21 protein-coding genes and 1 pseudogene are annotated in these 23,347 nt (G+C 68.3%); 8 read left to right on the forward strand and 14 right to left on the reverse strand.

Annotated elements, in window-relative coordinates:
• Nucleotides 1-9: 9 nt before the first annotated feature.
• Entirely contained in the window at nucleotides 10-1,110 is a 1,101-nt protein-coding gene (gene earP, locus CDO46_RS02350) for an elongation factor P maturation arginine rhamnosyltransferase EarP (protein ID WP_087836964.1), read from the reverse strand.
• The gene (locus CDO46_RS02355; RefSeq protein ID WP_087836965.1) at nucleotides 1,110-2,042 is read right to left on the reverse strand and encodes a LysR family transcriptional regulator; all 933 of its coding nucleotides are present in this window, start codon (nucleotides 2,040-2,042) and stop codon (nucleotides 1,110-1,112) included. Before CDO46_RS02355 ends, earP begins: the two co-directional genes overlap by 1 nt.
• A 95-nt stretch (nucleotides 2,043-2,137) precedes the next feature.
• Between CDO46_RS02355 and CDO46_RS02360 the strand changes: the two genes are divergently transcribed.
• Both CDO46_RS02360 and CDO46_RS02365 read left to right on the forward strand, forming a co-directional pair.
• Entirely contained in the window at nucleotides 2,138-2,539 is a 402-nt protein-coding gene (locus tag CDO46_RS02360; protein WP_087836966.1) for a CidA/LrgA family protein, read from the forward strand.
• Nucleotides 2,536-3,213, forward strand: coding sequence for an LrgB family protein (locus CDO46_RS02365; protein ID WP_254914544.1), 678 nt, complete (start codon nucleotides 2,536-2,538; stop codon nucleotides 3,211-3,213). The genes CDO46_RS02360 and CDO46_RS02365 overlap by 4 nt, the downstream gene beginning before the upstream one ends.
• A gap of 38 nt (nucleotides 3,214-3,251) precedes the next feature.
• Here the strand turns inward: CDO46_RS02365 and CDO46_RS02370 are convergent, their stop codons facing one another.
• Nucleotides 3,252-3,974 carry a glutathione binding-like protein gene (locus tag CDO46_RS02370; RefSeq protein WP_087836968.1) on the reverse strand — a complete coding sequence of 241 codons (723 nt, stop codon included), beginning with the start codon at nucleotides 3,972-3,974 and terminating at the stop codon, nucleotides 3,252-3,254.
• 322 nt (nucleotides 3,975-4,296) lie between these two features.
• Here CDO46_RS02370 and CDO46_RS02375 point away from each other — a divergent pair, with 322 nt between their 5' ends.
• Complete coding sequence (locus CDO46_RS02375; RefSeq protein WP_087836969.1) at nucleotides 4,297-5,292, forward strand: bile acid:sodium symporter family protein; 996 nt, start codon at nucleotides 4,297-4,299, stop codon at nucleotides 5,290-5,292.
• Nucleotides 5,293-5,310: 18 nt separating this feature from the next.
• On the opposite strand, the gene CDO46_RS02380 is transcribed toward CDO46_RS02375, so the two are convergent.
• From CDO46_RS02380 to acnA, 5 genes are all read right to left on the reverse strand, one after another.
• Complete coding sequence (locus tag CDO46_RS02380; protein WP_087836970.1) at nucleotides 5,311-6,498, reverse strand: DUF2863 family protein; 1,188 nt, start codon at nucleotides 6,496-6,498, stop codon at nucleotides 5,311-5,313.
• A gap of 43 nt (nucleotides 6,499-6,541) precedes the next feature.
• Nucleotides 6,542-7,453, reverse strand: a complete 912-nt coding sequence (locus CDO46_RS02385) for a hydroxymethylglutaryl-CoA lyase (protein WP_087836971.1) — start codon at nucleotides 7,451-7,453, stop codon at nucleotides 6,542-6,544.
• Entirely contained in the window at nucleotides 7,450-8,646 is a 1,197-nt protein-coding gene (locus CDO46_RS02390; RefSeq protein WP_087836972.1) for a CaiB/BaiF CoA-transferase family protein, read from the reverse strand. The genes CDO46_RS02385 and CDO46_RS02390 overlap by 4 nt, the downstream gene beginning before the upstream one ends.
• A gap of 112 nt (nucleotides 8,647-8,758) precedes the next feature.
• Nucleotides 8,759-9,664 (reverse strand): LysR substrate-binding domain-containing protein, encoded by a 906-nt coding sequence (locus tag CDO46_RS02395; RefSeq protein WP_087836987.1) that lies wholly within the window; start codon nucleotides 9,662-9,664, stop codon nucleotides 8,759-8,761.
• Between the two features lie 95 nt (nucleotides 9,665-9,759).
• Nucleotides 9,760-12,462, reverse strand: coding sequence for an aconitate hydratase AcnA (gene acnA, locus CDO46_RS02400; RefSeq protein WP_087836973.1), 2,703 nt, complete (start codon nucleotides 12,460-12,462; stop codon nucleotides 9,760-9,762).
• A 257-nt stretch (nucleotides 12,463-12,719) separates the two neighbouring features.
• Here acnA and CDO46_RS02405 point away from each other — a divergent pair, with 257 nt between their 5' ends.
• The 5 genes from CDO46_RS02405 to CDO46_RS02425 all read left to right on the forward strand — a co-directional run bounded on the left by CDO46_RS02405 (nucleotide 12,720) and on the right by CDO46_RS02425 (nucleotide 16,362).
• The gene (locus tag CDO46_RS02405) at nucleotides 12,720-13,202 is read left to right on the forward strand and encodes an SgcJ/EcaC family oxidoreductase (RefSeq protein ID WP_087836974.1); all 483 of its coding nucleotides are present in this window, start codon (nucleotides 12,720-12,722) and stop codon (nucleotides 13,200-13,202) included.
• Between the two features lie 72 nt (nucleotides 13,203-13,274).
• Nucleotides 13,275-14,309 carry a selenide, water dikinase SelD gene (gene selD, locus CDO46_RS02410; RefSeq protein ID WP_087836975.1) on the forward strand — a complete coding sequence of 345 codons (1,035 nt, stop codon included), beginning with the start codon at nucleotides 13,275-13,277 and terminating at the stop codon, nucleotides 14,307-14,309.
• A complete protein-coding gene (gene mnmH / locus CDO46_RS02415; RefSeq protein ID WP_087836976.1) occupies nucleotides 14,309-15,409 on the forward strand; it encodes a tRNA 2-selenouridine(34) synthase MnmH in 1,101 nt (366 codons plus the stop codon). The genes selD and mnmH overlap by 1 nt, the downstream gene beginning before the upstream one ends.
• Before the next feature lie 25 nt (nucleotides 15,410-15,434).
• Nucleotides 15,435-15,812 (forward strand): VOC family protein, encoded by a 378-nt coding sequence (locus CDO46_RS02420; protein ID WP_087836977.1) that lies wholly within the window; start codon nucleotides 15,435-15,437, stop codon nucleotides 15,810-15,812.
• Between the two features lie 103 nt (nucleotides 15,813-15,915).
• The gene (locus tag CDO46_RS02425; protein ID WP_087836978.1) at nucleotides 15,916-16,362 is read left to right on the forward strand and encodes an SRPBCC family protein; all 447 of its coding nucleotides are present in this window, start codon (nucleotides 15,916-15,918) and stop codon (nucleotides 16,360-16,362) included.
• A gap of 61 nt (nucleotides 16,363-16,423) precedes the next feature.
• Here the strand turns inward: CDO46_RS02425 and CDO46_RS02430 are convergent, their stop codons facing one another.
• From CDO46_RS02430 to CDO46_RS28250, 6 genes and pseudogenes are all read right to left on the reverse strand, one after another.
• Nucleotides 16,424-17,617 carry a serine hydrolase gene (locus tag CDO46_RS02430; protein ID WP_243724359.1) on the reverse strand — a complete coding sequence of 398 codons (1,194 nt, stop codon included), beginning with the start codon at nucleotides 17,615-17,617 and terminating at the stop codon, nucleotides 16,424-16,426.
• A 217-nt stretch (nucleotides 17,618-17,834) separates the two neighbouring features.
• On the reverse strand, nucleotides 17,835-19,364 hold the full coding sequence (gene lysS, locus CDO46_RS02435) for a lysine--tRNA ligase (protein WP_087836980.1): 1,530 nt from the start codon (nucleotides 19,362-19,364) through the stop codon (nucleotides 17,835-17,837).
• 13 nt (nucleotides 19,365-19,377) lie between these two features.
• On the reverse strand, nucleotides 19,378-20,124 hold the full coding sequence (locus tag CDO46_RS02440; RefSeq protein WP_087836981.1) for an SDR family oxidoreductase: 747 nt from the start codon (nucleotides 20,122-20,124) through the stop codon (nucleotides 19,378-19,380).
• Nucleotides 20,125-20,142: 18 nt separating this feature from the next.
• Nucleotides 20,143-21,247, reverse strand: a protein-coding gene (gene prfB, locus CDO46_RS27875; RefSeq protein ID WP_132978777.1) for a peptide chain release factor 2 whose coding sequence is annotated in 2 segments (ribosomal slippage) — nucleotides 20,143-21,165 and nucleotides 21,167-21,247 — 1,104 coding nt in all. Because the reading frame shifts where the segments join, the coding sequence is not laid out codon by codon here.
• Between the two features lie 79 nt (nucleotides 21,248-21,326).
• Nucleotides 21,327-23,039: a single-stranded-DNA-specific exonuclease RecJ gene (gene recJ / locus CDO46_RS02445; RefSeq protein WP_087836982.1), complete on the reverse strand. Its 1,713-nt coding sequence runs from the start codon at nucleotides 23,037-23,039 to the stop codon at nucleotides 21,327-21,329.
• Nucleotides 23,018-23,347 (reverse strand): annotated as a pseudogene (locus CDO46_RS28250) (hypothetical protein); the annotation flags it as partial. The pseudogene CDO46_RS28250 and the gene recJ, both read right to left, overlap by 22 nt.

Here is a 23,347-nt window from a genome sequence, read left to right on the forward strand (position 1 = left end):
GTGCCGGCATCAGGCGTGGTTTTCCTGTCGTGCCTGGCAGAAACCGGTCAATTGGGTGGCCAGGTCGGGCTGTGCGGCCAGGCTGCCGCTCCAGGCGCGGGCGGCTTCCCGCCAAGGTCCGAATACCGCCGGCGACAAGGCCTCGGCCAGCAGCCCCGGAAAACGGGCGGCGCCGGCGTCGCCGTTCCAGGCGGTCTGCAGCGCGGAAGCGGGCGCGGGGGCGGGATAGCGCCGCAGCCAGGCCTCCAGCTTGTCGACATGGGCGGCCTCGGCCTGGGGGTAGATGTGCCAGACCATGGGGCGGGCGGCCCACTGGGCGCGGACGAAGGAGTCCTCGCCCCGGACGAAATTCAGGTCGGCGCTCCACAGCAGGCGGTCGTAGTCGGCCTGGGGCAGGAAGGGCGCCCGGGCGATGCGCAGGCGGCCCCGCGTACCGGCGGCCAGGTAGGGCGCGACGCCGGGCGGGATGGCCAGCAGCGTGGGCGTGTCGCCGCCCGCCAGCACGTCGGCCAGCGCGGACGCGGGGGCGTCGGGATAGCAGAACAGGGTGACGAGGCGTTCGCCGGCCAGCGGCTCGGGCAGGCCGGCGCCGCGCAGGAAGGCGGCCCGGGCAGCGGGGTCGCCCTGCAGGGCATCGCGTTCGGCCAGCAGGCCGCGCTCGCGCAGCAGCCCGCCCGTCGCGGCCGTGAACCCGGGAAAGAAGAAGTACTTGCGCAGGCCGCCAGGCTGGGGCGAGGGCAGGGCATGGCAGGTCTCGACCCAGGGCTCGGCGCTCAGGTATTCCAGGTTGACCCAGACGGGCGGGCGGACCTGGTCCCGCATGCGCTGGACGAATTCGACGGGAGGGTCGCACGCGAATGCTTCGATGACCACGTCGCCCGGGGCCAGCGGCGGCGCCGGGCGTGTCCAATGGACGATGTCCACGCCATCCGCCCGCTGCGAGGCCGCCTTGGGATCCACCTGCGGCGCGAGGCGCGTCATCACGGACAGGTCGTCCACCCACAGGCGCACCCGCCAGCCGTGTTCCCGGGCCAACTGGCGGGCCAGGCGCCAGCACACACCGATGTCGCCGTAGTTGTCGATCACCCGGCAGAATATGTCGGTGCGCATCAGCGGTTTCCCTCTTCCCAAAGGACGCCATTATCGCCCGCGGCCCGGCCATCCCCGGGCAATGTGCGCCGGGCCAGGTCCAGCCAGGCGCGGGCGGCGAACGACAGATAGCGGCCGCGGCGCCAGGCGAAGGCCATGTGCCACCACAGTTGCGGATCGTCGAGCGGGACCACGGCCAGCCGGGAGCGGTCCAGTTGGCGGCTGAACAGCTCGGGCAGCAGGGCGAGCCCCACGCCGGCGGCCACCATGGAGGCCATGAAGTCCCATTGGCTGCTGCGGCCGGCGATCTTCGGCGTAAAGCCGGCCTGGACGCAGGCGGCGTGGACCACCTCGTTCAGCACGAAGCCTTCGCCGTAGAAGATGAAGGATTCGGCGGCCAGTTCGTCCAGCCGGACCCGTTCCCGCCCTGCCCAGCCGGACGAGGCGGGCGCAATCAGGCGCAGCGGGAAATTGCAGATGGGCAGGGTCTCGTATTCGTTCTCGTCCGCCGGCAGCAGCATGGCACCGATCTCGAGGGTGCCCGATTTCAGTTCGTCCTCGACCGAGCGTGAGCCCCGCTCGAACAGCCGCAGCTCTATACCCGGGTAGTCCTGGTGGAAGCGGGCGAGCAACGGGGCCAGCAGGTGGTGAGCCAGCGGCGGCGTGCCGACGACCAGCTCGCCCCGGGCGGCCTGGCGCACGTCGGACAGTTCGGCCTGCAACTGGGCGTGCAGGGCCAGCAGTTGCCGGCCGCGTTCCAGCACGATGCGGCCGGTGTCGGTCGGTTCGATGCGCCGGCCGAACTTGCGCAGCACCGGCGTGCCCAGTTCGTCCTCCAACTGCCGGATCATCTTGCTGACCGTGGGCTGGGTGACGAACAGCGCCCGCGCCGCCGCGGTGTAGCTCTGGCGCTGGACGACTTCGACGAAGTACCGCAGGGCGCGCAAATCCATTTCATTCCAATATGGAATTCCAAATATGGATTTTATTCATTTTATAAATGTATGGAAGTTGCCTAAAATTACGGGTATACCCTTGGTTCGCCATCATGCAGCATCGTCCCGTTCCTTCCTTCGCCGCCCGCATCCTGCAAGTCCTGGCCCTGGTCGCCGTCTGGTGGGCCGCCGATACCGCCGTGCGCTGGACCGGCCTGCCCATACCCGGCGGGGTGGTGGGGCTGTTCGCCGTGCTCGCGCTGCTGCTGAGCGGCCGCCTGCCGCTTCATCGCATTGACCAGGGCGCGCAATGGCTGCTGGCGGACATGCTGGTGTTCTTCATTCCCGCGGTGGTCGCGATGGTGCGCTACCAGGACCTGCTCAGGAGCGAGGGATTGAAGCTGGCGGCCGTCATCGTGCTCGGCAACGCCTGCGTGATGCTGACCACCGCCATGACCGTGGAATGGATCGCCCGGCGACGCCGCGCCCGCGTGCCGGCGAAGGCGGCATCATGATCATCGCCCTGTGCGTGGTGGCCACGGTCGCCCTGTATTACCTGAACAAGCTGCTCTATGCCCGCCATCCGCGGCTGTGGACGCATCCCATCCTGCTGACCCCGCTGGCGCTGCTGGCACTGCTGCTGGCCACCGGCATCTCGCTGGACGAATACACGGCCGACACGCGCGTGCTGCTGTGGTTCCTGGGCCCGGCCACGGTCGCGTTCGCGGTGCCGATCTACCAGTACCGGCGCATGATACGGGAGTTGTGGCCGGCGCTGGCCGTAGGCACGGTGGCGGGCGTGACGGCGGCGGTGGCCAGCTCGTGGTGGCTGGCGCGGGCCTTCCACCTGGCGCCCGAGGTCGCGCGCAGCCTGCTGGTGCGCTCGGTGTCCACGCCATTCGCCATGGCCACGGCCGACCGCTTCGGCGGCAACGCCGACCTGGCCGCGATGTTCGTGGTCTTCACCGGACTGGCCGGCATGCTGACCGGGGAACTGATCCTGGCCTTGATGCCGCGCCGCTCCGGGCTGGCCAGCGGTGCGTCCTACGGCGCGGCGGCCCACGCGCTGGGCACGGCCAAGGCGCGGGAATTGGGGGAGGAGGCGGGCGTGATGGCGAGCCTGCTGATGATATTCAGCGGCCTGTCGATGGTGCTGCTGGCGCCGGTGCTGGGGGCTTGGCTGGCCTGAGGGCGGCGGCGCGCCGGCAAGGCGCCGCCGCCCGGGTGTCAGCGCCGCTGGTACTGGGTGGCGCCGAACAGGTTTTCCTTCGCGGTGGCGTCCTGCGGCTTGCGCTGGTCGGCCAGGACCTGGATGCCGCGCTGCACGGCCGGACGCGCGTGGATCTCGTCGAACCAGCGCTTGACGTTGGGGAAGTCCGCCAGGTCCACGCCCTGGTTGGCATGCGAGCGCGTCCAGGGCCAGGTGGCCATGTCGGCGATGGTGTAGGCGCGGCCCGCCAGGAAGGCCTGGCGGGACAACTGCTTGTCCATGACGCCGTAAAGCCGCCGGGCTTCGTTGGTGTAGCGGTTGGTGGCGTATTCGATGCGTTCGGGCGCGTACAGGCGGAAATGGTGGGCCTGGCCGAACATCGGGCCGACGCCGCCCATCTGGAACATCAGCCATTGCAGCGTGTTGTAGCGCTCGCGGTCGGTCTTGCCCAGGAACTTGCCGGTCTTGCCGGCCAGGTAGACCAGGATGGCGCCCGACTCGAACAGCGAGATCGGCTTGCCGTCGGGCCCCTCGGGATCGACGATGGCGGGAATCTTGTTGTTGGGGCTGATGGCCAGGAACTCTTCCTTGAACTGGTCGCCAGCCCCGATGTTGATGCCCGTCACCTCGTACGGAAGCTTGCACTCCTCGAGCATGATGTGCACTTTGTGGCCATTGGGCGTCGGCCAGGAGTAGACCTGGATGGGCTGCTGGGCCGGCTTGGCGATCTTGTCGGTCATGCGGGACTCCGGAAAGAGGTCGAGTTCGATGCGATTATGCGACAAAGACCATCGCTCGTGGCCGATAGGCCTCCCTTGCGGCAGGGATACGGACGGCGATCTTTGACCTTGGAGCACAGCAGATGCAACGAATGCGGGCTGGGCAGGGGGCCGACAAAGGAAGATAATCCGTGTTTACCCTTGGCCGGATCCGCCTTCCGGCCGCTGGCCGCCAGCGCGCAACGTCCGCTGCGGCGGGACCAGCGACCGGTTCGTCCGGAGGCGCCGCGTGGCCTCGCGCCCGGTGCCAGGCGCAGTTTTCCTTTGTCTTTCGGCCCATCCCATGACTCGTCCGCGTTTCCTGCCCGACAATTTCACACTCAGCCTGATCGTCGTCGTCACCCTTGCCAGCTTCCTGCCATGTTCCGGGCAGACGGCCGTGGTATTCGACTGGGTCACCAATATCGCCATCGGCCTGCTGTTCTTCCTGCACGGCGCCAAGCTGTCGCGCGAGGCCATCGTCGCGGGCGCCACCCACTGGCGGCTGCATCTGCTGATCTTCGCCTTCACCTTCGTCATGTTCCCCATCCTGGGGATGGCGTTCAAGCCGCTCCTGGCGCCGCTGGTCACCCCCGACCTTTACCTGGGCATCCTGTTCCTGTGCGCGCTGCCGGCCACGGTGCAGTCGGCCATCGCGCTCACGTCCATCGCGCGCGGCAACATCCCGGCGGCCATCTGCAGCGCCTCCGCCTCCAGCCTGCTGGGCATCTTTCTGACGCCCGTGCTGGTCAAGCTGATGATGAGCACGGCCGGCGAGGCGGCGTTCTCGTTCGACGCGGTAGGCAAGATCCTGGTGCAATTGCTGCTGCCCTTCGTGGTGGGGCAGGTGATGCGCCGCTGGATAGGCGGGTGGGTCACGCGCCATCGCGCCGTGCTCAAGTACGTCGACCAGGGCTCGATCCTGCTGGTGGTCTACTCGGCCTTCAGCGAGGCCGTGGTGGGCGGCCTCTGGCACCAGACCTCCACCGCGACGCTGGCCGGCGTGCTGGTGGCGTGCGCGGTGATCCTGGCCGCGGCGCTGCTGGCCACGACCTACATCAGCCGGGCGCTGGGCTTCTCGAAAGAGGACGAGATCACCATCGTCTTCTGCGGTTCCAAGAAAAGCCTGGCGACGGGCATTCCCATGGCCAAGGTGCTGCTGTCCAGCAGCGCGGCGGGCGCCATCGTGCTGCCGCTGATGATCTTCCATCAGATGCAGCTGATGGTGTGCGCGGTGCTGGCGCGCCGCTACGCCAACCGTCCCGAGGAAGCGCCCGAGGCCAGCCCGCGCGCGGCCTGAGCGCCGGCGGCGTCCCGCTCAGTGGAAATGGGCGGGGCCGGCGTCGGCGTCGTCGGGCGGCTCGGCGTGCACCATTTCACCCAGGGGATTGGGAAAGTAGGGTGCGCCGCAGTCGTCGCAGAATTCCATGGGCAGCAGCCCCTGCAGCTTGCGCAGGTCGGTCACGCCCAGTTCTCGCAACTGGTCGGCGATCACGTCCATGGCCGGCATGTCGGGATTGTCGTCCTCGCGTCCGAACAGGGGCCAGGCCGAGCCATAGATGACGACGTTGCTCTGGCGCTGGGTGAAGCCGATCCGGTATTCCTCGACCTCGGTCTCGCCGCAGGCGGCGATGACCGCGCGCAACTGGTCGGGCGCGACGCCCAGCGTGGCCTCCAGCCAGGCGACCGAGGCGCGCAGCGACAGCGGCCGCACCCGGCGGTCGGCCTCGCGGTTGTTGACGTAATAGGCGTCGGGCAGCAGGCATTCGAAACCGCACCCGGGCAGCAGGTCGGCGAACAGCGGCGCGGCCTGCGCCTCCCATTGCGCCAGGCAGCTTTCACGCGTGTGCTCGGGCTTGCCGGGGTTCTCCTGCCAGCGGAATACCGGCGCGCCGCGCGGCACGGCTACGGCCGCGACCACGTAGCGCGTGTCGGCCAGCAGGTTCGCGACTTCGGTGTCGGTGGCGGGCATGCGCGGCAGCGTCAGCCCCAGCGCCTGGGCGCCCAGGCGGCTCAGCCACAGCCGGGTGGCGCTGAACGAACGCGGCATCTGGTCCACGCTGTAGAGCTCCGGGGCCAGCGCCAGGCGCGCGTCGGCCGCCAGGATGTGGCCATGCAGCTGGGCTTTCAGCGCGTCCAGCAGGCCGATGCGTATCGGCCCGTAGGGGATGCTGAAACGGGTCCAGGCCACCACCGGCGCGACCACCAGCAGCACGTCGTGGTCCACCCCTTCCTTCTGCAGCGTCAGCGATTCCGACAGGGTCTCGGCATGCTCGACCAGGATCTCGTAGGCGCCGGCGTTGCGCTGGTACAGGACCTCGAGCGCGGCCTCGATGGTCGCGTCCTGGCCGCCATGCATGAGCTTTTCCAACAGCGCGCCCAGTTCTCCTTCCCAGTAGCGGTCCTCGACCCGGCTGCCCGAGCCGTTGAGCGACAGGGACAGCGAAACGAGTTTTTCGGCATCGCGATTGAGGCGGGACGAGGAGGTGCTGCGGGAACGGGGCATGGAGGGGTCGCGGCTGACGGAATGATTGTTCGAGTCCGCTAGTTTATCTCCCTGGCGCCGGGTGGGTACGCTGACGCGGTCCCGCGGCCAGCAATTGGCTGGGTACCTCGCGCGCCACCAGGCGGGGCAGGGTGGCCACGATGTCCATCAGGGGTGCCAGCGAGACGCCGGTGTCCACGCCCATGCAATCGAACATGTGGACGAGTTCCTCGGTACTGACGTTGCCGCTGGCGCCGGGCGCGTAGGGGCAGCCGCCCAGGCCGCCCACGGCGGCGTCGAAGCGCCGCATGCCCGCCTGCCAGGCCGCCAGCGCGTTGGCCAGGGCCATGCCGCGGGTGTTGTGCAGGTGCAGGGTCAACGGGGCCGAGGCGGGCAGGGCGGCGGCCAGCGATGCGGACAGGTCGGCCACCTGCGTGGGGTAGGCCATGCCGGTGGTGTCGCACAGCGTGATGCCGGCGGCGCCGGCCCCGGCGAAAAGCCGTGCCAGCCGCTCGACCTCGGATGGCGCGATGTCGCCTTCGAACGGACAGCCGAAGGTGGTGGACAGCGAGACGTTGCAGGGCACGCCGGCCTGGCCCGCGCGCTCGAGCATGGCCAGGAGCTGGGCCGTGGATTGCTCGCGCGTCATGCGCAGGTTGGCCTGGTTGTGGGTCTCGCTGACCGACATCACCAGGTTCAGCTCGTCGGCGCCGCTGTCCAGCGCGCGCTCCATGCCGCGCAGGTTGGGCACTAGGCAGGTGTAGACCACCCCGGGCCGGCGGCGGATGCGCTGCATGACCGCCTCGGCGTCGGCCAGCGCCGGAATGGCACGGGCCGAGGTGAAGCTGGTGACTTCGATGCGGGCGAAGCCACAGTCCGACAGCGCATCGACCAGCGCCACCTTGTCGTCGGTGGCGACGAAGGCCGGTTCGATCTGCAGCCCGTCGCGCGGCCCGACCTCGTTGATCTCGATCATGCGATCACTCCCTTGCCGCGCAGCGTCCGCAGCGTCTCGTCGTCCAGGCCCACGCCGCGCAGCACCGCGTCGGTGTGTTCGCCCAGGGTCGGCGCGCGGTGGCGGATGGCGCCCGGATTCGTGGACAGCTTGGGCACGATGCCGGGCATCTCGACCTTCAGGCCGTTGGCCGAGGTGACCTCGTGGATCATCTCGCGGGCGCGGTAGTGAGGGTCCTGGGCGATGTCGCGAGCGTTATAGATGCGCCCGGCGGGCACGTCGGCCTCGCGCAGGGCCGCCAGCACGGCGCCGCTGTCCAGCGTGCGGGTCCAGGCGCCGATGGCCTCGTCCAGTTCCTCCGCGCGCTGCGCGCGGCCGTCGTTGCGGGCGAGGCCGGGATCGTCGGCCAGGTCGTCGCGTCCCATGCGCCGCATCAGGCGCACGAAGATACCGTCGCCGTTGCCGGCGATCAGCACGTATTCGCCGTCGGCGCACGGATAGGCGTTCGAGGGCGCGATGCCGGGCAGGGCGCCGCCGGCCGGCTGGCGCACGGCACCGAACACCGAATACTCGGGCAGCAGGCTTTCGCTCAGGTTGAACACGCTTTCGTACAACGCGGTGTCGATCATCTGTCCTTGGCCGCCGCGCGCGTCGCGGTCGTACAGCGCCAGCAGCACGCCCATCGCGCCGTGCAGGCCTGCGATGGTGTCGCCCAGCGACAGGCCCGCGCGTACCGGCGGGCGGCCAGGCTCGCCGGTCAGGTAGCGCAGGCCCGCCATGGCTTCGCCTATCGCGGCGAAACCCGGTTCGTCGCGCTTGGTGCCGGTCTGCCCGTAGCCCGAGACGCGCAGCATGATCAGGCGGGGATTCAAGGCGTGCAGGGCTTCCCAGGACAGGCCCCATTTTTCCATGGCGCCGGGGCGGAAGTTCTCGATCAGCACGTCGGCTTGCGCGGCCAGCTTGCGCACCAGTTCCTGCCCGTCGGGCTGGCGCAGGTCCACGCATACCGATTGCTTGTTGCGCGACTGGGCTTCCCACCAGACCGAGGTGCCCTCGTGGAGCATGCGCCACTTGCGCAGCGGATCGCCCTGGCCGGGCGGTTCGATCTTGATGATTTCGGCGCCGAAATCGGCCAGGGTCTTGGCGGCGAACGGGCCGGCGATCAGCTGGCCCAGTTCCAGGATGCGGATGCCTTCGAGGATTTGCCGTGGCATGGGAGTCTCGCGGGGAAATATCTTGGCGACAGTGTGACCCGAAACCCGCAACGGAGGAAATGGGCGATCGGGCAAGCGGGGTTTGCCGGAACGCGAAAGCCGGCCGGTGGCGTCAGGCCGGCGTGGCGGCGGCCCGCAGGTGCGACACCAGCAGCCGTGCCGGCGCCGCCAGCGCATCGGGCGCGCGCACGCCCAGCAGCAGGCTGCGCCTGGCCCAGTCGTCTTCCAGCGCGACCAGCTTCAGGTGCATGGATTTCGCGTGCGGAGCCGCCGCGAGGCGCGGCAGTATCCCCACGCCCATGCCGGTCGAGACCATCCTGCAGATGGCATCGAAGCTGCGCACCTGGATGCGCAGCCGGATGGGGCGGTCCAGCCGGCTGCTTTCCTCCCTTATCCGGCTGGCGAGCGAGGTCGCATCCGGCAGGCTGACGTAGTCGCAGTCCAGCGTGTCGCGAAAGGCCACGGCGCGCCGGGACGCCAGGGCGTGCGCGCGCGGCGCGATCAGCACCAGCTCGTCCTCGCGGTAGCGGTAGGTCGTCAGGCCCTGGGCGGGCGTGCGGTCGGCGAACACGCCGATGTCGGCGCGGTTCTCGTTCACCGCGGCCACGATGTCCGCGCTGTTCTGCTCCTCCAGCTCGATGCGGATGCCGGGATGGCCGGCCATGAATGCCGACAGGTCTTCCGGCAGGAACTGCGTGATTGACGAGGTGTTGGCGGCGATGCGGACCTGGCCCACGGCGCCGCTGGCGTAGTCGGACATACGGCCGGCCAGTTGCTCCACGTCCTGCAGGATGCGCAGCGCATGCCGCAGGCAGGCCCGTCCGGCCTCGGTCAGTTCGACGCCCGAGGCCCGCCGGTACAGCAAGGGCGTGCGGACCGCGTCTTCCAGGTCGGCGATGCGCCGGCTGGCCGCGCCCACGGCCAGCCGGGCCTGGCGGGCGCCGGCCGAGATGCTGCCGTGGCGGGCGACGGCCACGAATAGCGACAGCGTCACCAGGTCGAAGCGCGAAAGGTTGATCAAGCGTGGGCTCCGCGGATGTGGCAAGGCCTGCGCCAGATGCCGGGGGCACCGCAAGCGCAGGCCTTGGAGGCGGCCGCCGGGGCCGGCCGGCTTCAGGCCGCCAGCAACTGGCGCAGCACGAAGGGCAGGATGCCGCCGTGGTTGTAGTAGTCCACCTCGATGGGCGTGTCGATGCGCAGCAGCAGCGGAACCTGCTTGCTGGTGCCGTTCTCGTAGTGGATGGTCAGCGTCACGTCCTGCTGGGGCTTGATGCCGTTCTCCAGCCCGGTGATGTCATAGGTCTCGCGGCCCGTGATGTCCAGGGACTGGATGCTGTCGCCAGCCTTGAACTGCAGGGGCAGCACGCCCATGCCCACCAGGTTGCTGCGGTGGATGCGCTCGAAGCTGCGCGCGATGACGGCCTTCACGCCCAGGAGTTGCGTGCCCTTGGCGGCCCAGTCGCGCGACGAACCCGTGCCGTATTCCTCGCCGCCGAAGATCACCGTGGGCGTGCCCTCGGCGATGTACTTCATGGCGGCGTCGTAGATCGACAGCTGTTCGCCGCTGGGCTGGTGCAGCGTGATGCCGCCTTCCACGCGCGTGCCGTCGGCATTGGGCGGGATCATCAGGTTTTTGATGCGCACGTTGGCGAAGGTGCCGCGCATCATGACCTCGTGATTGCCCCGGCGCGAGCCGTAGCTGTTGAAGTCGGCCTTCATCACGCCGTTGGCCTGTAGGTACTTGCCCGCGGGCGAGCTTTCCTTGATCGAGCCGGCCGGCGAGATGTGGTCGGTGGTGATGGAGTCGCCGAACAGGCCCAGCGCCCGGGCTCCCTTGACCACGGCGTTGGCCGCGCCGGGTTCCATCGTGAAATCCTCGAAGAACGGGGGTTCGGCGATGTAGGTCGACTTGGGCCAGTCGTAGATCTGTCCGGATACGCCCTGGATGTCCTGCCACAGCTTGCCGGGATTGGTCTTGACCTGGGCGTAGTTGTTCTTGAACGCCTTGGGGTCCAGGGCGTACTTCATCAGCTTCTCGACCTCGGCCTGGGTCGGCCAGATGTCGCCCAGGTAGACGTCGCCCTTGGTGCCGCGGCCCACGGGCTCGGTCATCAGGTCCCGCTTCATGGTGCCGGCGATGGCATAGGCCACGACCAGGGGCGGCGAGGCCAGGAAGTTGGCCTTGATGTTCGGGTGGATGCGGGCCTCGAAGTTGCGGTTGCCCGACAGGACGGCCGCGCACACCAGGTCGTTCTTGGTGATGAGGTCGTTCAGTTCGGGGGCGAGGTCGCCGGCGTTGCCGATGCAGGTGGTGCAGCCGTAGGCCGCCACGTCGAAGCCCAGCTGTTCCAGGTAGGGCAGCAGGTCGGTCTTCTGGAGGTATTCGGTGACGACGCGCGATCCCGGGGCGAGCGAGGTCTTGATGTGCGGCTTGACCTTGAGCCCGGCCTTCACCGCCTTCTTGGCCAGCAGGCCCGCCGCCAGCAGCACGCTGGGGTTGGACGTGTTGGTGCAGGAAGTGATGGCGGCGATCAGGATGTCGCCGTTCTGGATGGGGATGCCGTTGTCGGTCGTGAAGACCTGGTCGAGTTTTTCCGCGGGCTGCGAGAAGCCGTTCTCGGCCACCGGCTTGCTGAACAGGTCGCTGAAGGTGGTCTTGACGTCGCCGATCTCGATGCGGTCCTGCGGACGCTTGGGGCCGGCCAGCGAGGGCGCGACCGTGGACAGGTCCAGCGTGAGCAGCTTGGTGTAGTCGATGTCCTTGGCGTTGGGGACGCCGAACATCTTCTGGGCGCGGTAATAGGCCTCGAAGGCTTCGATTTCTTCCTTGGTGCGGCCGGTGCCCTTGAAGAAGTCGATGGTGCGCTCGTCCACCGGGAAGAAGCCCATGGTGGCGCCGTATTCGGGCGCCATGTTGCCGATGGTGGCGCGCTCGGACACGGTCAGGCTGGCGGTGCCGGGGCCACAGAACTCGACGAACTTGCCCACGACCTTCTCGCGGCGCAGCATCTCGGTGATGGTCAGGACCAGGTCGGTGGCGGTGACGCCTTCGCGCAGCTTGCCCTTGAGTTCGACGCCGACGACGTCGGGGGTCAGGATGTAGACGGGCTGGCCCAGCATGGCGGCCTCGGCCTCGATGCCGCCCACGCCCCAGCCGACCACGCCGATGCCGTTGATCATGGTGGTGTGGCTGTCGGTGCCCACCAGCGAGTCAGGGTAGTAGACCTTGTCGCGCTTGTGCACGCCGCGCGCCAGGTATTCCAGGTTCACCTGATGGACGATGCCGAAGCCCGGGGGCACCACGCCGAAGGTGTCGAAGGCCTGCATGCCCCATTTCATGAACTGGTAGCGCTCGTGGTTGCGCTTGAATTCCAGTTTCATGTTGATGTCCAGGGCGTTCTTGGTGCCGTAGGCGTCGATCATGACGGAGTGGTCGACGACGAGGTCCACCGGAACCAGGGGTTCGATGGCCTTGGGATTCTTGTCGAGCTTGGCGGCGACGTTGCGCATGGCGGCCAGGTCGGCCAGCAGGGGGACGCCGGTGAAGTCCTGGAGCACGACGCGGGCGACGACGAAGGGGATTTCTTCTTCGCGCTTGGCGTTGGGTTTCCAGTGGGCCAGTTGCCTGATGTGTTCTTCGGTGACTTTCTTGCCGTCGCAGTTGCGCAGGACGGATTCGAGCACGATGCGCAGGGAGACGGGCAATCGTTCTACCGCCACGCCCAGGGCCTTGCCGAGCGCCGGGAGCGAATAGTACTGGCCGGTTTTGCTGCCGATCTTGAACTCTTTCAGGGTTTTGAACGTGTTGTGCGGCATGATGGGCTCCGAAGGAAAACCGGTTAAATCTACCACTTATGTTGCGTCGTTGCGATGTAGGGGAGGATGACTTTCTATAAGGGTAGGTCCTATGTCTTATATAAGATATAAGACATAAAAATGCAAGTGATGATTTGGACTACCGGTGGAGGTTTGGTTCTTGAGGCGGCCGGGGGCCGCAAGCAGGCCTGCACCGAGGCCGCTCTCCGCTATGCTTGAGCATTCACTTCCACAACAATAATGAAGGGGGGAAGTTCATGAAGCATCTGGGGATGGTGATTCTGGCCGGCGCGCTGGCAGGCTGTGCCACGAATCCGGGGGTGTCCGGGGGCGCGCTGGCGCCGCACCTGGAAAGTTGCAAAGGCGTCAGCGAGCAGGAGATCGCCGGCCTGTTCGACCGGTGGAACCGCTCGCTGCAGACCGGCGATCCGCATCGGGTGGTGGCGAACTACGCACCGGATTCGGTGCTGCTGCCCACCCTGTCCAACCAGCCGCGCTATGGCGCAGAGGCCAAGGAAGACTACTTCCATCATTTCCTGGAAGACCGCCCGGCGGGCCGGATCGACGAGCGCCGCATCGCGCTGGGATGCAATACCGCGGTCGACTCGGGGCTGTACACCTTCACCTTCGCCCGGACGGGGGCCGTGGTCAAGGCGCGCTACACCTATACCTATCGCTGGGACGGGCGGCAATGGCTGATCACCAGCCATCACTCGTCGGCGATGCCGGAAGGGAAGTAATGGGCGCCGGGCGGCAGGGCCGCCCGGACGGGTGTTCTAGAATGGCTTCCATCAAGCCATTGCGAACGATCCATGAGCACTCCCATACGCCTGACGCAGTACAGCCACGGGGCCGGCTGCGGCTGCAAGATATCGCCCAAGGTCCTGGACGTGATCCTGGCCGGCAGCGGCGCGCAGAATCTCGACCCCCGTTTGTGGGTGGGCAACGCCTCGCGCGACGATGCGGCGGTCTACGCGCTGGATGACGAGCGCGGCGTGGTGTCGACCACGGATTTCTTCATGCCCATCGTCGACGACCCCTTCGATTTCGGCCGCATCGCCGCCACCAACGCCATCAGCGACATCTATGCGATGGGCGGCGATCCGTTGCTGGCCATCGCCATCCTGGGCTGGCCGGTCAATCTGTTGCCGCCCGAAGTGGCGCGCGAGGTGGTGCGCGGCGGCCGGGCGGCGTGCGACGCCGCGGGTATTCCGCTGGCGGGCGGGCATTCGATCGACGCTCCCGAGCCCATCTTCGGGCTGGCCGTGACCGGCGTGGTGGACAAGGCCCGGCTCAAGCGCAACGACACCGCCACGGTGGGCTGCAAGCTGTACCTGACGAAGCCGCTGGGCATCGGCATCCTGACCACGGCCGAGAAGAAATCCAAGCTGCGCCTCGAAGATGTGAACCTGGCGCGGGACTGGATGTGCACGCTGAACCGGCCCGGCAGCCGTTTCGGCCGGCTGGCCGGCGTCAAGGCCATGACCGACGTCACCGGTTTCGGGCTGCTGGGCCATCTGGTGGAAATGGCCGACGGCAGCGGCGTCAGCGCCCGGGTCGAGTTCGCCAAGGTGCCGCGCCTGCCGGGCGTGGAGCACTATCTGGCCGAAGGCTGCGTACCGGGCGGCACGGGCCGCAATTTCGACAGCTATGGCCAGCGCATCGCGCCGCTGGGCCAGGATCGCATCGACCTGTTGTGCGATCCGCAGACCAGCGGCGGCCTGCTGGTGGCGGTCGTGCCCGATGGCGAGGAGGAGTTCCTGGCGGCGGCCGCCGAATCCGGACTGGCGCTCGAGCCCATCGGGGAACTGGTCGAGCGGCAGGACTACGCGGTCGAAGTGGTGTGATGCGCGGCGATATCGACGACTACCGCGCGCTGTTCCTGCGGGGCACGCCCCTGATGGATACGCGCGCGCCCATCGAATTCCGCAAGGGCGCCTTTCCCGGGGCCGTCAACCTGCCGCTGATGACCGACATCGAGCGGCAGAAGGTCGGCACCTGCTACAAGCAGCAGGGCCAGGAGGCCGCGATCGCGCTGGGCCACCAACTGGTCCGGGGCCGGACCAAGGCTGAACGGATCGAGGCCTGGGCGGCCTTCGCCCGCGCGCATCCCGAGGGCAGCCTGTATTGCTTCCGCGGCGGCCTTCGTTCGCAAATCGTCCAGCAGTGGCTGCGGGACGAGGCGGGCATTGCCTATCCGCGCGTGGTGGGCGGCTACAAGGCCATGCGCGGTTTCCTGATGGACACGCTGGAGCGGGCCGTGGCCGAGTGCGGCTTCATCGTGCTGGGCGGCATGACGGGAACGGGCAAGACCGATGTGCTGCGGGCGCTGGACCATGCCCTGGACCTGGAGGGCCACGCCCATCACCGCGGATCGAGCTTCGGCAAGCATGCCACCGGGCAGCCGCCGCAGATTGGCTTCGAGAACGGCTTGGCGATCGACGTGCTCAGGAAGCGGGAAGCCGGCCATGCCCGTTTCGTGCTGGAGGACGAAAGCCATGCGATAGGCAGTTGCAGCGTGCCGTTCAGCCTTTTCCAGGGCATGCAGGAATATCCCGTGGTCTGGCTGGAGGACAGCCTGCAGAACCGTGTGGAGCGTATCCTGCGCGACTACGTGGTGGATCTGTGCGCCGAGTTCGTCGTCCTTCATGGCGAAGAAGCGGGCAGGGCGCTTTTCGGCCAGCGGCTGCGTGCAAGCCTGGACAATATCCGCAAGCGGCTGGGCGGCGAACGCCATCAGCGCCTGGCGGCGGTCATGGACGCCGCCCTGGCCGAGCAGGCGCGAGGGGGAAGTGTCGAACCGCACCGGGCCTGGATCGAGGAACTGCTGACCGGCTACTACGATCCCATGTACGTCTACCAGCGCAAGCTGAAGGCGGCACGTATCGTGTTCACGGGAGACCAGCGCGCGGTGCTGGACTATCTGCGGGAGCACGCGCGGAAGTAGTGGACGTTGTCGTTCGGGAGCTGTGATGCATAAGAGCCGATTGGGAAACATCGTCATCGACTGCAAGACCGGCGATCTGCTGTCGGAAGCGCGCTTCTGGAGCGCGGCGCTGGGGTATCCCTTGCCCGGGGAAATCGATCCGGATGGCCGTTTCATCCAGCTCGTGACCAGGCCGGGGGAAGTTCAGGTCATCATCCAGAAGGTCGAGCACGAGGCGCGCGCCCATCTCGACATCGAGACCGATGCGATCGAGGCGGAGGTGGCGCGCCTGGAACGACTCGGCGCCGTCCTCGTGTCGCGCAAGGAGGCCTGGGTGGTCATGCAGGCGCCCAGCGGACACCGGTTCTGCGTGGGCAAGCCCTACCGGGACGGGTTCGAGCGGTCGGCCAACGTCTGGGAATGACAGGGTGTGATGCCTAGGGTTTTCACTGATGGGTCGTTCTGTCGATTTCCCGGTTTCCCGCTCGTCGTAGGCATGTAACCACCCTGACGAAAGGAGATTCACCATGGCTACCGGAACCGTTCGACTCCACCGCGTCCTGCGCGCCACCCCCGAGCGCGTCTATCGCGCCTTCGTCGAGCCCGACGCGCTGGCGAAGTGGTTGCCGCCGTATGGCTTCACCTGCCGGGTCCATCACCTGGAAGCGAAGGTGGGCGGGACTTTCAAGATGTCCTTCCGCAACTTCACGACCGGCAACGCGCACTCCTTCGGCGGCGAGTACCAGGAATTGGTCCCGTTCCAGAAGATCCGCTACACCGACAAGTTCGACGATCCCAACCTGCCGGGCGAAATGGCGGTCACGGTCGTGCTCAGGCAGGTGGCATGCGGCACCGACCTGGACATCGAACAGGCCGGCATTCCCGAGGTCATTCCGACGGAGATGTGCTATCTCGGCTGGCAGGAGTCGCTGATCCAGCTGGCCAAGCTGGTCGAACCGGAAATCCCGGACTGAACCCCTCCTTTTAGCGTGAACAGACCCCAGGCGCCGGCGGGCCCTCGGACCCACGCCCCGGTCAGCGCGAACCCATCAGGTGCAGCGCCAGCGCATGGTAGGCGGGCAGCGAGGTCGGGTCGTTGGCGGCGTTGCTCGCCACCGGATGCGAGGCGAAGCGCGCGATCACCATTTCCGCCTTGGGGTCGACATATATCGCCTGGCCATGCACGCCGCGCGCGGTGAAGGCGCCGTGCGCGTTGTGCGTGACCCACCACATGTCGCGGTAGGTCCAGCCCGCCAGCAGCGCGTAGCCGGCGCGGGCGAAGTCCGCCGGGTCGCCGCCGCGCCGGATGTCGGCCACCGCGGCGGGCGGCAGGATCTGCCGGCCGTTGAAGAAGCCATCGTTCCGGATCATCTCGCCGAAGCGAGCCAGGTCGCGCAGGCCCGTGTTCAGGCCTCCGCCGGCGAACGGCGTGCCGGTCGAGTCGACCGTCATGTAGGCATCCTGCTCGGCGCCCAGCCGGCTCCATATGCGTTCGGACAGCAGTTGCGCCACCGGCTTGCCGCTGGCACGGGCCAGCACCCAGCCCAGCGCGTCGGTGTTGGCCGTGCGGTAATGGAAGGCCTCGCCGTGCTTGCCTTCCGGCTTCACCGTTTGCAGGAATTCGTAGTAGCTGCGCGGCCCGGTGTAGTCACCGGGCTTGGGCAGCGGATTGCCGGCGGCCGCGTGGGCCCAGACCTCGGCGTCGGGATCGGCATAGTCTTCGCTGAAGCGGATGCCGGTCGTCATGTCCATGACCTGGCGCACCGTCGCATCGCCGAAGGCGGACGATGCGAGTTCCGGCACGTACTCGGCCACCCTGCGCGACGGATCCAGCGTGCCTTCGGCCGCCAGCATGGCGGCCAGCGTGCCGATGAAGGACTTGGTCACCGACATCGCGCCGTGCTGGCCTTGCTGGTCGAGCACGCCGAAGTAGCGTTCGTAGACGATGCGCCCCTTGTGCAGCACGACGATGCCGTCGGTATAGTTGGCCTTCAGCGAGGCCTGCCAGGTCATGGTCCGGTCCGACCCCAGAGGCTGGAAGACCAGGCCGTCGATGTCGTCGCGCAGCGCGCGCGGCAGAGGGGCGGCGGCGCCCAGACCGCGCGAGACGTTCACCGTGGGCATCAGCTGGCGGAAGTGGGAGACGCTCCAGCGCATCGCGGGGAAGCGAAAGTACGAGCCGTCGTCGAACCGCAGGATGCGGTCCGGTGGCGGCGGAGAGCCGACCATCCAGCCGAGTCTGGCGGGATCGCTGGCATCGGCGTCGGGATAGCCGGCGGGGTCCTGGGGTGCAGCCGCGAATGTGGCGCCGGCCAGGAACACCGACAGGAGAAAGGCCAGGTGACGCTGCGCGGGGACCATGGATACTCCTTGCGGTACGTTCAAGCGCCTCTTCCGGCGATCCTTCCGCTTTGCGGCGCATCCCTGCTCGATGGATCGGGGGGGATCAGTCCTCGGGCCGCAGGTGCGGGAACAGGATCACGTCGCGGATGCTGGGGCTGTCGGTCAGCAGCATCACCAGGCGGTCGATCCCGATGCCGCAGCCGGCGGTCGGAGGCATGCCGTACTCCAGCGCGCGGATGTAGTCCGCGTCGTAGTACATGGCTTCCTCGTCGCCGGCATCCTTGGCTTCGACCTGCTTGCGGAACCGCTCCGCCTGGTCCTCGGCGTCGTTCAGCTCGGAGAATCCGTTGGCGATCTCGCGGCCGACCATGAACAGCTCGAAGCGTTCGGTGATGCCGGGGCGCGTGTCCGAGCCGCGCGCCAGGGGCGACACTTCCACCGGGTAGTCGATGATGTAGGTCGGCTGCCACAGCTTGGCTTCCGCCGTTTCCTCGAACAGCGCCAGTTGCAGCGCGCCCAGGCCGGCGCGCGCCAGTTGCGGGCCGTCCACGTGGGCACCCAGCCGCTTGAGTTCGGCGCGCACGAAGGCTTCGTCGTTCAGTTGCTCGTCGGTGTAGCCGGGATCGGCGTACTTGTGGATGGCCTCGGTGATGGTCAGCCGGTCGAAGGGCCTGGACAGGTCCACCTCGCGGCCCTGGTAGGTCACCTTGGCGCTGCCCGTGGCGTCGATGGCGGCCTGGCGGATGAGCTGCTCGGTGAAGTCCATCAGCCAGCGGTAGTCGCCGTAGGCCGCGTAGAACTCCATCATGGTGAATTCGGGATTGTGCCGGGGGCTGACGCCTTCGTTGCGGAAGTTGCGGTTCAGCTCGAACACGCGCTCGAAGCCGCCCACGATCAGGCGCTTCAGGTAGAGCTCGGGCGCGATGCGCAGGTACATGGGCATGTCCAGCGCATTGTGGTGGGTCGTGAAGGGCTTGGCCGCGGCGCCGCCCGGGATGGCGTGCAGCATGGGGGTTTCCACTTCCAGGAAACCGGCTTCGGTCATCAGGCGGCGAATGGAGGCGATGGCGCGGCTGCGTGCCACGAAGGTGTTGCGGGTCGACTCGGTCATGACGAGATCGACGTAGCGCTGGCGATAGCGCATCTCCTGGTCGGAGATGCCGTGGAACTTGTCGGGCAGGGGGCGCAGCGACTTGGTCAGCAGCCGCACCTCGGTGGCCTGGATCGACAGTTCGCCCTTGTTGGTCTTGAAGACCTTGCCGCGCACGCCCAGGATGTCGCCGATGTCCCAGTGCTTGAAGGCGTCGTAGACCTGGTCGCCGACCAGTTCCTTGCTCAGGTAGATCTGGATGCGGCCGGTCGAGTCCTGCAGGGTGGCGAAGCTGGCCTTGCCCATCACGCGCTTGAGCATCATGCGGCCGGCGACGCTGGCGGGAATGTCGGCCGCGTCCAGCGCTTCCTTCTCGGTGCCGTCGTGCGCCGCGTGCAGCGCGGCGGCGCGGTCGGCGGGCACGAAGTCGTTGGGGAAGGCCGGCCCGGCTTCGCGCAGGCGGGCGAGCTTGGCGCGCCGTTCGGCGATGATCTGGTTTTCGTCTTGCGCGGGTTCGTTGGCGGTGGGCCGGTTGTCGGTCATGATGGCTATCGGGTCAGTAATGTCGGATGTCGTCGATGTCGGCGTGGCCGAAGTCGTCGCGTTCCAGGTAGTCGAGGATGCGGGCCGCCACGTCGGCGGGGGCGGCCAGGCGGCCGCCGCGGTGGAGTTCCTTGAAGTCTTCCACGGCGGGGAAGGCGTCGGGCAGCGTGGCGCGGATGCGGGCCTGCATGGGCGTGTCGATCACGCCGGGGGCCAGCGCGGCGATGCGCAGTCCCGAGCCCCGCTGTTCCAGCTTCACCGTGCGCGTGTACATGTCCAGCGCGGCCTTGGTGGCGCAGTACACGCTCCAGCCCGGCATGGGCCGCTGCCCCGCGCCGGACGAGATGTTCAGCACGCGGCGGTCCGCCTGCGCGGGCGTCGCCGCCAGGAAGGCCGCCGTCAGCAGCATGGCGGCGGCCACGTTCACATGCAGCGCATGCGCGACCGATGCGGCGTCCAGCGTGGCGGCCTGGGCGATGGGTTCGACCGTGCCGGCGTTGTTGATCAGCCGGTAGCGGGCGGCGCCCGCCGGCAGGTCGGCGAACAGGCCCCGGGCCACGGTTTCCGTCTGTGCCGGATCGGACAGGTCCACCGCATAGTGCCGGTGCTGGCATCCGCTGCGGCGCGCCTGCTGCGCCAGCAACGGATGCGCGCCGCGCGACAGCGTGACCAGCAGCGTGCCCGGCCGGCAGGCGGCCAGGGCCAGCGCGGCCCCCAGGCCGCGCGAGGCACCGCTCAGTATCACGATGGCATCGCTCATGTCGCGTTCCGGCGCCGCTCAGACGCCCTGTTTCAGGCTGGCTTCGATGAAGGGATCGAGATCGCCGTCCAGCACCTTCTGGGTGTTGGAGATTTCGACGTTGGTGCGCAGGTCCTTGATGCGGCTCTGGTCCAGCACGTACGAACGGATCTGGTGGCCCCAGCCCACGTCGGTCTTGGAGTCCTCCAGCTTCTGCTGCTCGGCCATGCGCTTGCGCATTTCCAGTTCGAACAGCTTGGACTTCAGCATCTGCATCGCCTCGGCGCGGTTGCGGTGCTGCGAACGATCGTTCTGGCACTGCACGACGATGCCCGTGGGGATGTGGGTCATCCGCACCGCGGAGTCGGTCTTGTTGATGTGCTGGCCACCCGCGCCGGAGGCGCGGAAGGTGTCCACGCGGATGTCGGCCGGATTGACTTCGACCTCGAAGGAATCGTCGACTTCCGGGTAGACGAACACGCTGGCGAACGAGGTGTGGCGGCCGCCGGACGAATCGAAGGGGCTCTTGCGGACCAGGCGGTGCACGCCGGTCTCGGTGCGCAGGTAGCCGAAGGCGTATTCGCCCTCGATCTTGATGGTGGCGGACTTGATGCCGGCCACTTCACCCTCGGACTCTTCCATGAGCTCGGCCTTGAAGCCCTTGCGCTCGGCGTACTTCAGGTACTGCCGCAGCAGCATGGAGGCCCAGTCCTGCGCCTCGGTGCCGCCGGCGCCGGCCTGGATGTCCAGGAAGCAGTTGAGCGGATCGGCTGGGTTGGCGAACATGCGGCGGAATTCCAGTCCGCCCACTTTTTCCTCCAGGCCCTGGGCATCGCCGATGATGGATTCCAGCGTGGCGTCGTCGTTGTCGGCGGCGGCCATCTCGAACAGCTCGGTGGCGTCGCGCAGGCCCGAATCGATCTCGTTGATGGTCAATACGACCGTTTCCAGGGCCTTCTTCTCGCGGCCCAGGTCCTGGGCGTGCTTGGGGTCGTTCCAGACGTCGGGGTTTTCCAGCTCGGCGTTCACGACCTGCAGGCGTTCATCCTTGACATCGTAGTCAAAGATACCTCCGTAGATCCTGGGTGCGCGCAGCCAGGTCCTGCAGTTGGGCTTCGAGTTGGTTGAGGCGTTCTGCTTCCATGCTGAATTCCAGGTGATTTTTCGCGTAACCCGCTATTTTAGCGTAGGCCGGACGCCCTTCGGCGGGGTGCGCCCGGCGTTCAGCGCGCCGCGTCCTGGCCGTGCTCGATCACCAGTTGCACGGACACCATGCCGTTCCAGTTGTTCAGCGCCAGGCGGTAGGCCAGGTCCACGGCGGGCGGCAGGGCGTCGGCGTGGCCGAACCAGATCGCGTCGAAGCGCTGGCCACCGCGTTCCAGCGCCAGCTTCAGGTGCTTCTCGCCCACCACCCGCTGGTTGCGGACGATGAAGGCGTCGACGAAGACGGGCGCCGGGAACCCGGAGCCCCAGACCTGCTGGTCGAGCAGGGTGGCGACCTCGGCATTGGCGTAGTCGGCCTCCAGCGAACCGTCGGTTTCCAGCGCCGGCTCGAAACGGCTGCGGCCCGTCAGTTCGCGCACGGCGGCGTCGAAGGCCGGCGCGAATGCCGCGAAGTCGGCCTCGTGCAGGGTCAGGCCGGCGGCCATGGCATGGCCGCCGAACTTGCGGATCAGGCTGGGGTAGCGCTTGGAGACGAGATCCAGCGCGTCGCGCAGGTGCACGTCGGGCACCGACCGGCCCGAGCCGCGCAGTTCGCCGTCGCCCGCGGGCGCGAAGGCCAGCGTCGGGCACCAGAAACGGTCCTTCAGGCGCGACGCCACCAGGCCCACCACGCCCTGGTGCCACGAGGCATCGAACACGCACAGGCTGGCGGCCGAGGCCGCGGGCAGCGCGTCCAGCGAGGCCAGCGCCTGGTCGCGCATGCCGGCCTCGATCTCGCGGCGCTCGCGGTTCATGGCGTCCAGCTCGCGCGCCAGTTTCAGGGCTTCGTCCTCGTCGTCGGTGACCAGGCAGCGTATGCCCAGGCTCATGTCGGCCAGGCGGCCGGCGGCATTGATGCGGGGGCCCAGGGCGAAGCCCAGGTCGAAGGTGCTGGCCTCGCGGGCCTGGCGGCCGCTTACCGCGAACAACGCGCGCAGGCCCGGCTGCATGCGGCCGGCGCGTATGCGCTTCAGGCCCTGCGCCACCAGCAGGCGGTTGTTGGCGTCCAGCCGGACCACGTCGGCCACGGTGCCCAGGGCCACGAGGTCGGTCAGGGCATCCAGCCTGGGGCCGCTGTCGCCGCCGAAGGCGCCGCGCTGGCGCAATTCCGCGCGCAGTGCCAGCAGCAGGTAGAAGATGACGCCGACCCCCGCCAGGTGCTTGGACGGGAAGCCGCAGCCGGGCTGGTTGGGGTTGACGATGGCCAGGGCCTCGGGCAGGACGTCGCCGGGCAGGTGGTGGTCGGTGATCAACACCTGCATGCCGGCGTCGCGGGCCGCCGCCACGCCGTCGATGCTGGCGATGCCGTTGTCGACGGTGATCAGGATGTCGGGCTTGCCGCCCGGGTGGGCGCAGGCCAGGTCGACCACCGCGGGCGACAGGCCGTAGCCGGTCTCGAAGCGGTTGGGCACCAGGAAGTCCACCACGGCGCCCATGGCGCGCAGGCCGCGCAGGCCGACGGCGCAGGCGGTGGCGCCGTCGCAGTCGTAGTCGGCCACGATCAGCAGCCGCTTGCGCGCGGCGATGGCATCGGCCAGCAGCGCGGCGGCGCGGCCGGCGTGGGTCAGCAGCGAGGGGGCCAGCATGGCCTGCCAGTCGGGCGCGGTTTCCTGCGGCGCGGCCACGCCGCGCGCCGCCCACAGGCGGGCCAGGAGGGGATGGATGCCGGCCTGTTCCAGGCGGCGCCGGGCCGCCGGGTCGGGCTGACGGGTCAGGATTCTTGGGGCAACCACCAGCGTTTCCAATCGTGTCGGGAGGAGGGCAGCCAGCGCAGCAGGGCGGGCCGGCGTTCCAGGGTCAGGGTGACCAGCCGTTCGCGCGCCGGCAGCACCAGTATCAGGTGCCGCAGGGCGCCGGCGCGCAGCGCCGCGTCGGCCGGGGCGAACCAGTCGCGCTCCAGCCGCGCGGCGGCGTCCAGCCAGCTGCGCCAGTCGTCGGTGCGCTCGGGCAGGGCCAGGTCGTCCAGTTCCACCAGCGCGCCGGGCCGGATCGCCGAGGCCGCATCGGCAGGGCGCTGCCAGGGCAGGCCGCCGCGTTCGGC

The organism is Pigmentiphaga sp. NML030171 (genome assembly GCF_002188635.1).
GTDB lineage: Bacteria > Pseudomonadota > Gammaproteobacteria > Burkholderiales > Burkholderiaceae_B > Pigmentiphaga > Pigmentiphaga daeguensis.

Bases quoted from the DNA above. Each gene is read 5' to 3' on its own strand.
- CDO46_RS02360 (WP_087836966.1), top strand. From the start codon at position 2,138: ATGCAGCATCGTCCCGTTCCTTCCTTCGCCGCCCGCATCCTGCAAGTC.
- mnmH (WP_087836976.1), top strand. From the start codon at position 14,309: ATGCGCGGCGATATCGACGACTACCGCGCGCTGTTCCTGCGGGGCACG.
- CDO46_RS02440 (WP_087836981.1), bottom strand. From the start codon at position 20,124: ATGAGCGATGCCATCGTGATACTGAGCGGTGCCTCGCGCGGCCTGGGG.
- lysS (WP_087836980.1), bottom strand. From the start codon at position 19,364: ATGACCGACAACCGGCCCACCGCCAACGAACCCGCGCAAGACGAAAAC.
- selD (WP_087836975.1), top strand. From the start codon at position 13,275: ATGAGCACTCCCATACGCCTGACGCAGTACAGCCACGGGGCCGGCTGC.
- CDO46_RS02380 (WP_087836970.1), bottom strand. From the start codon at position 6,498: ATGCCCCGTTCCCGCAGCACCTCCTCGTCCCGCCTCAATCGCGATGCC.
- CDO46_RS02420 (WP_087836977.1), top strand. From the start codon at position 15,435: ATGCATAAGAGCCGATTGGGAAACATCGTCATCGACTGCAAGACCGGC.
- earP (WP_087836964.1), bottom strand. From the start codon at position 1,110: ATGCGCACCGACATATTCTGCCGGGTGATCGACAACTACGGCGACATC.
- CDO46_RS02405 (WP_087836974.1), top strand. From the start codon at position 12,720: ATGAAGCATCTGGGGATGGTGATTCTGGCCGGCGCGCTGGCAGGCTGT.
- acnA (WP_087836973.1), bottom strand. From the start codon at position 12,462: ATGCCGCACAACACGTTCAAAACCCTGAAAGAGTTCAAGATCGGCAGC.
- CDO46_RS02425 (WP_087836978.1), top strand. From the start codon at position 15,916: ATGGCTACCGGAACCGTTCGACTCCACCGCGTCCTGCGCGCCACCCCC.
- CDO46_RS02430 (WP_243724359.1), bottom strand. From the start codon at position 17,617: ATGGTCGGCTCTCCGCCGCCACCGGACCGCATCCTGCGGTTCGACGAC.
- CDO46_RS02370 (WP_087836968.1), bottom strand. From the start codon at position 3,974: ATGACCGACAAGATCGCCAAGCCGGCCCAGCAGCCCATCCAGGTCTAC.
- CDO46_RS02385 (WP_087836971.1), bottom strand. From the start codon at position 7,453: ATGATCGAGATCAACGAGGTCGGGCCGCGCGACGGGCTGCAGATCGAA.
- CDO46_RS02365 (WP_254914544.1), top strand. From the start codon at position 2,536: ATGATCATCGCCCTGTGCGTGGTGGCCACGGTCGCCCTGTATTACCTG.
- CDO46_RS02355 (WP_087836965.1), bottom strand. From the start codon at position 2,042: ATGGATTTGCGCGCCCTGCGGTACTTCGTCGAAGTCGTCCAGCGCCAG.
- CDO46_RS02375 (WP_087836969.1), top strand. From the start codon at position 4,297: ATGACTCGTCCGCGTTTCCTGCCCGACAATTTCACACTCAGCCTGATC.
- CDO46_RS02390 (WP_087836972.1), bottom strand. From the start codon at position 8,646: ATGCCACGGCAAATCCTCGAAGGCATCCGCATCCTGGAACTGGGCCAG.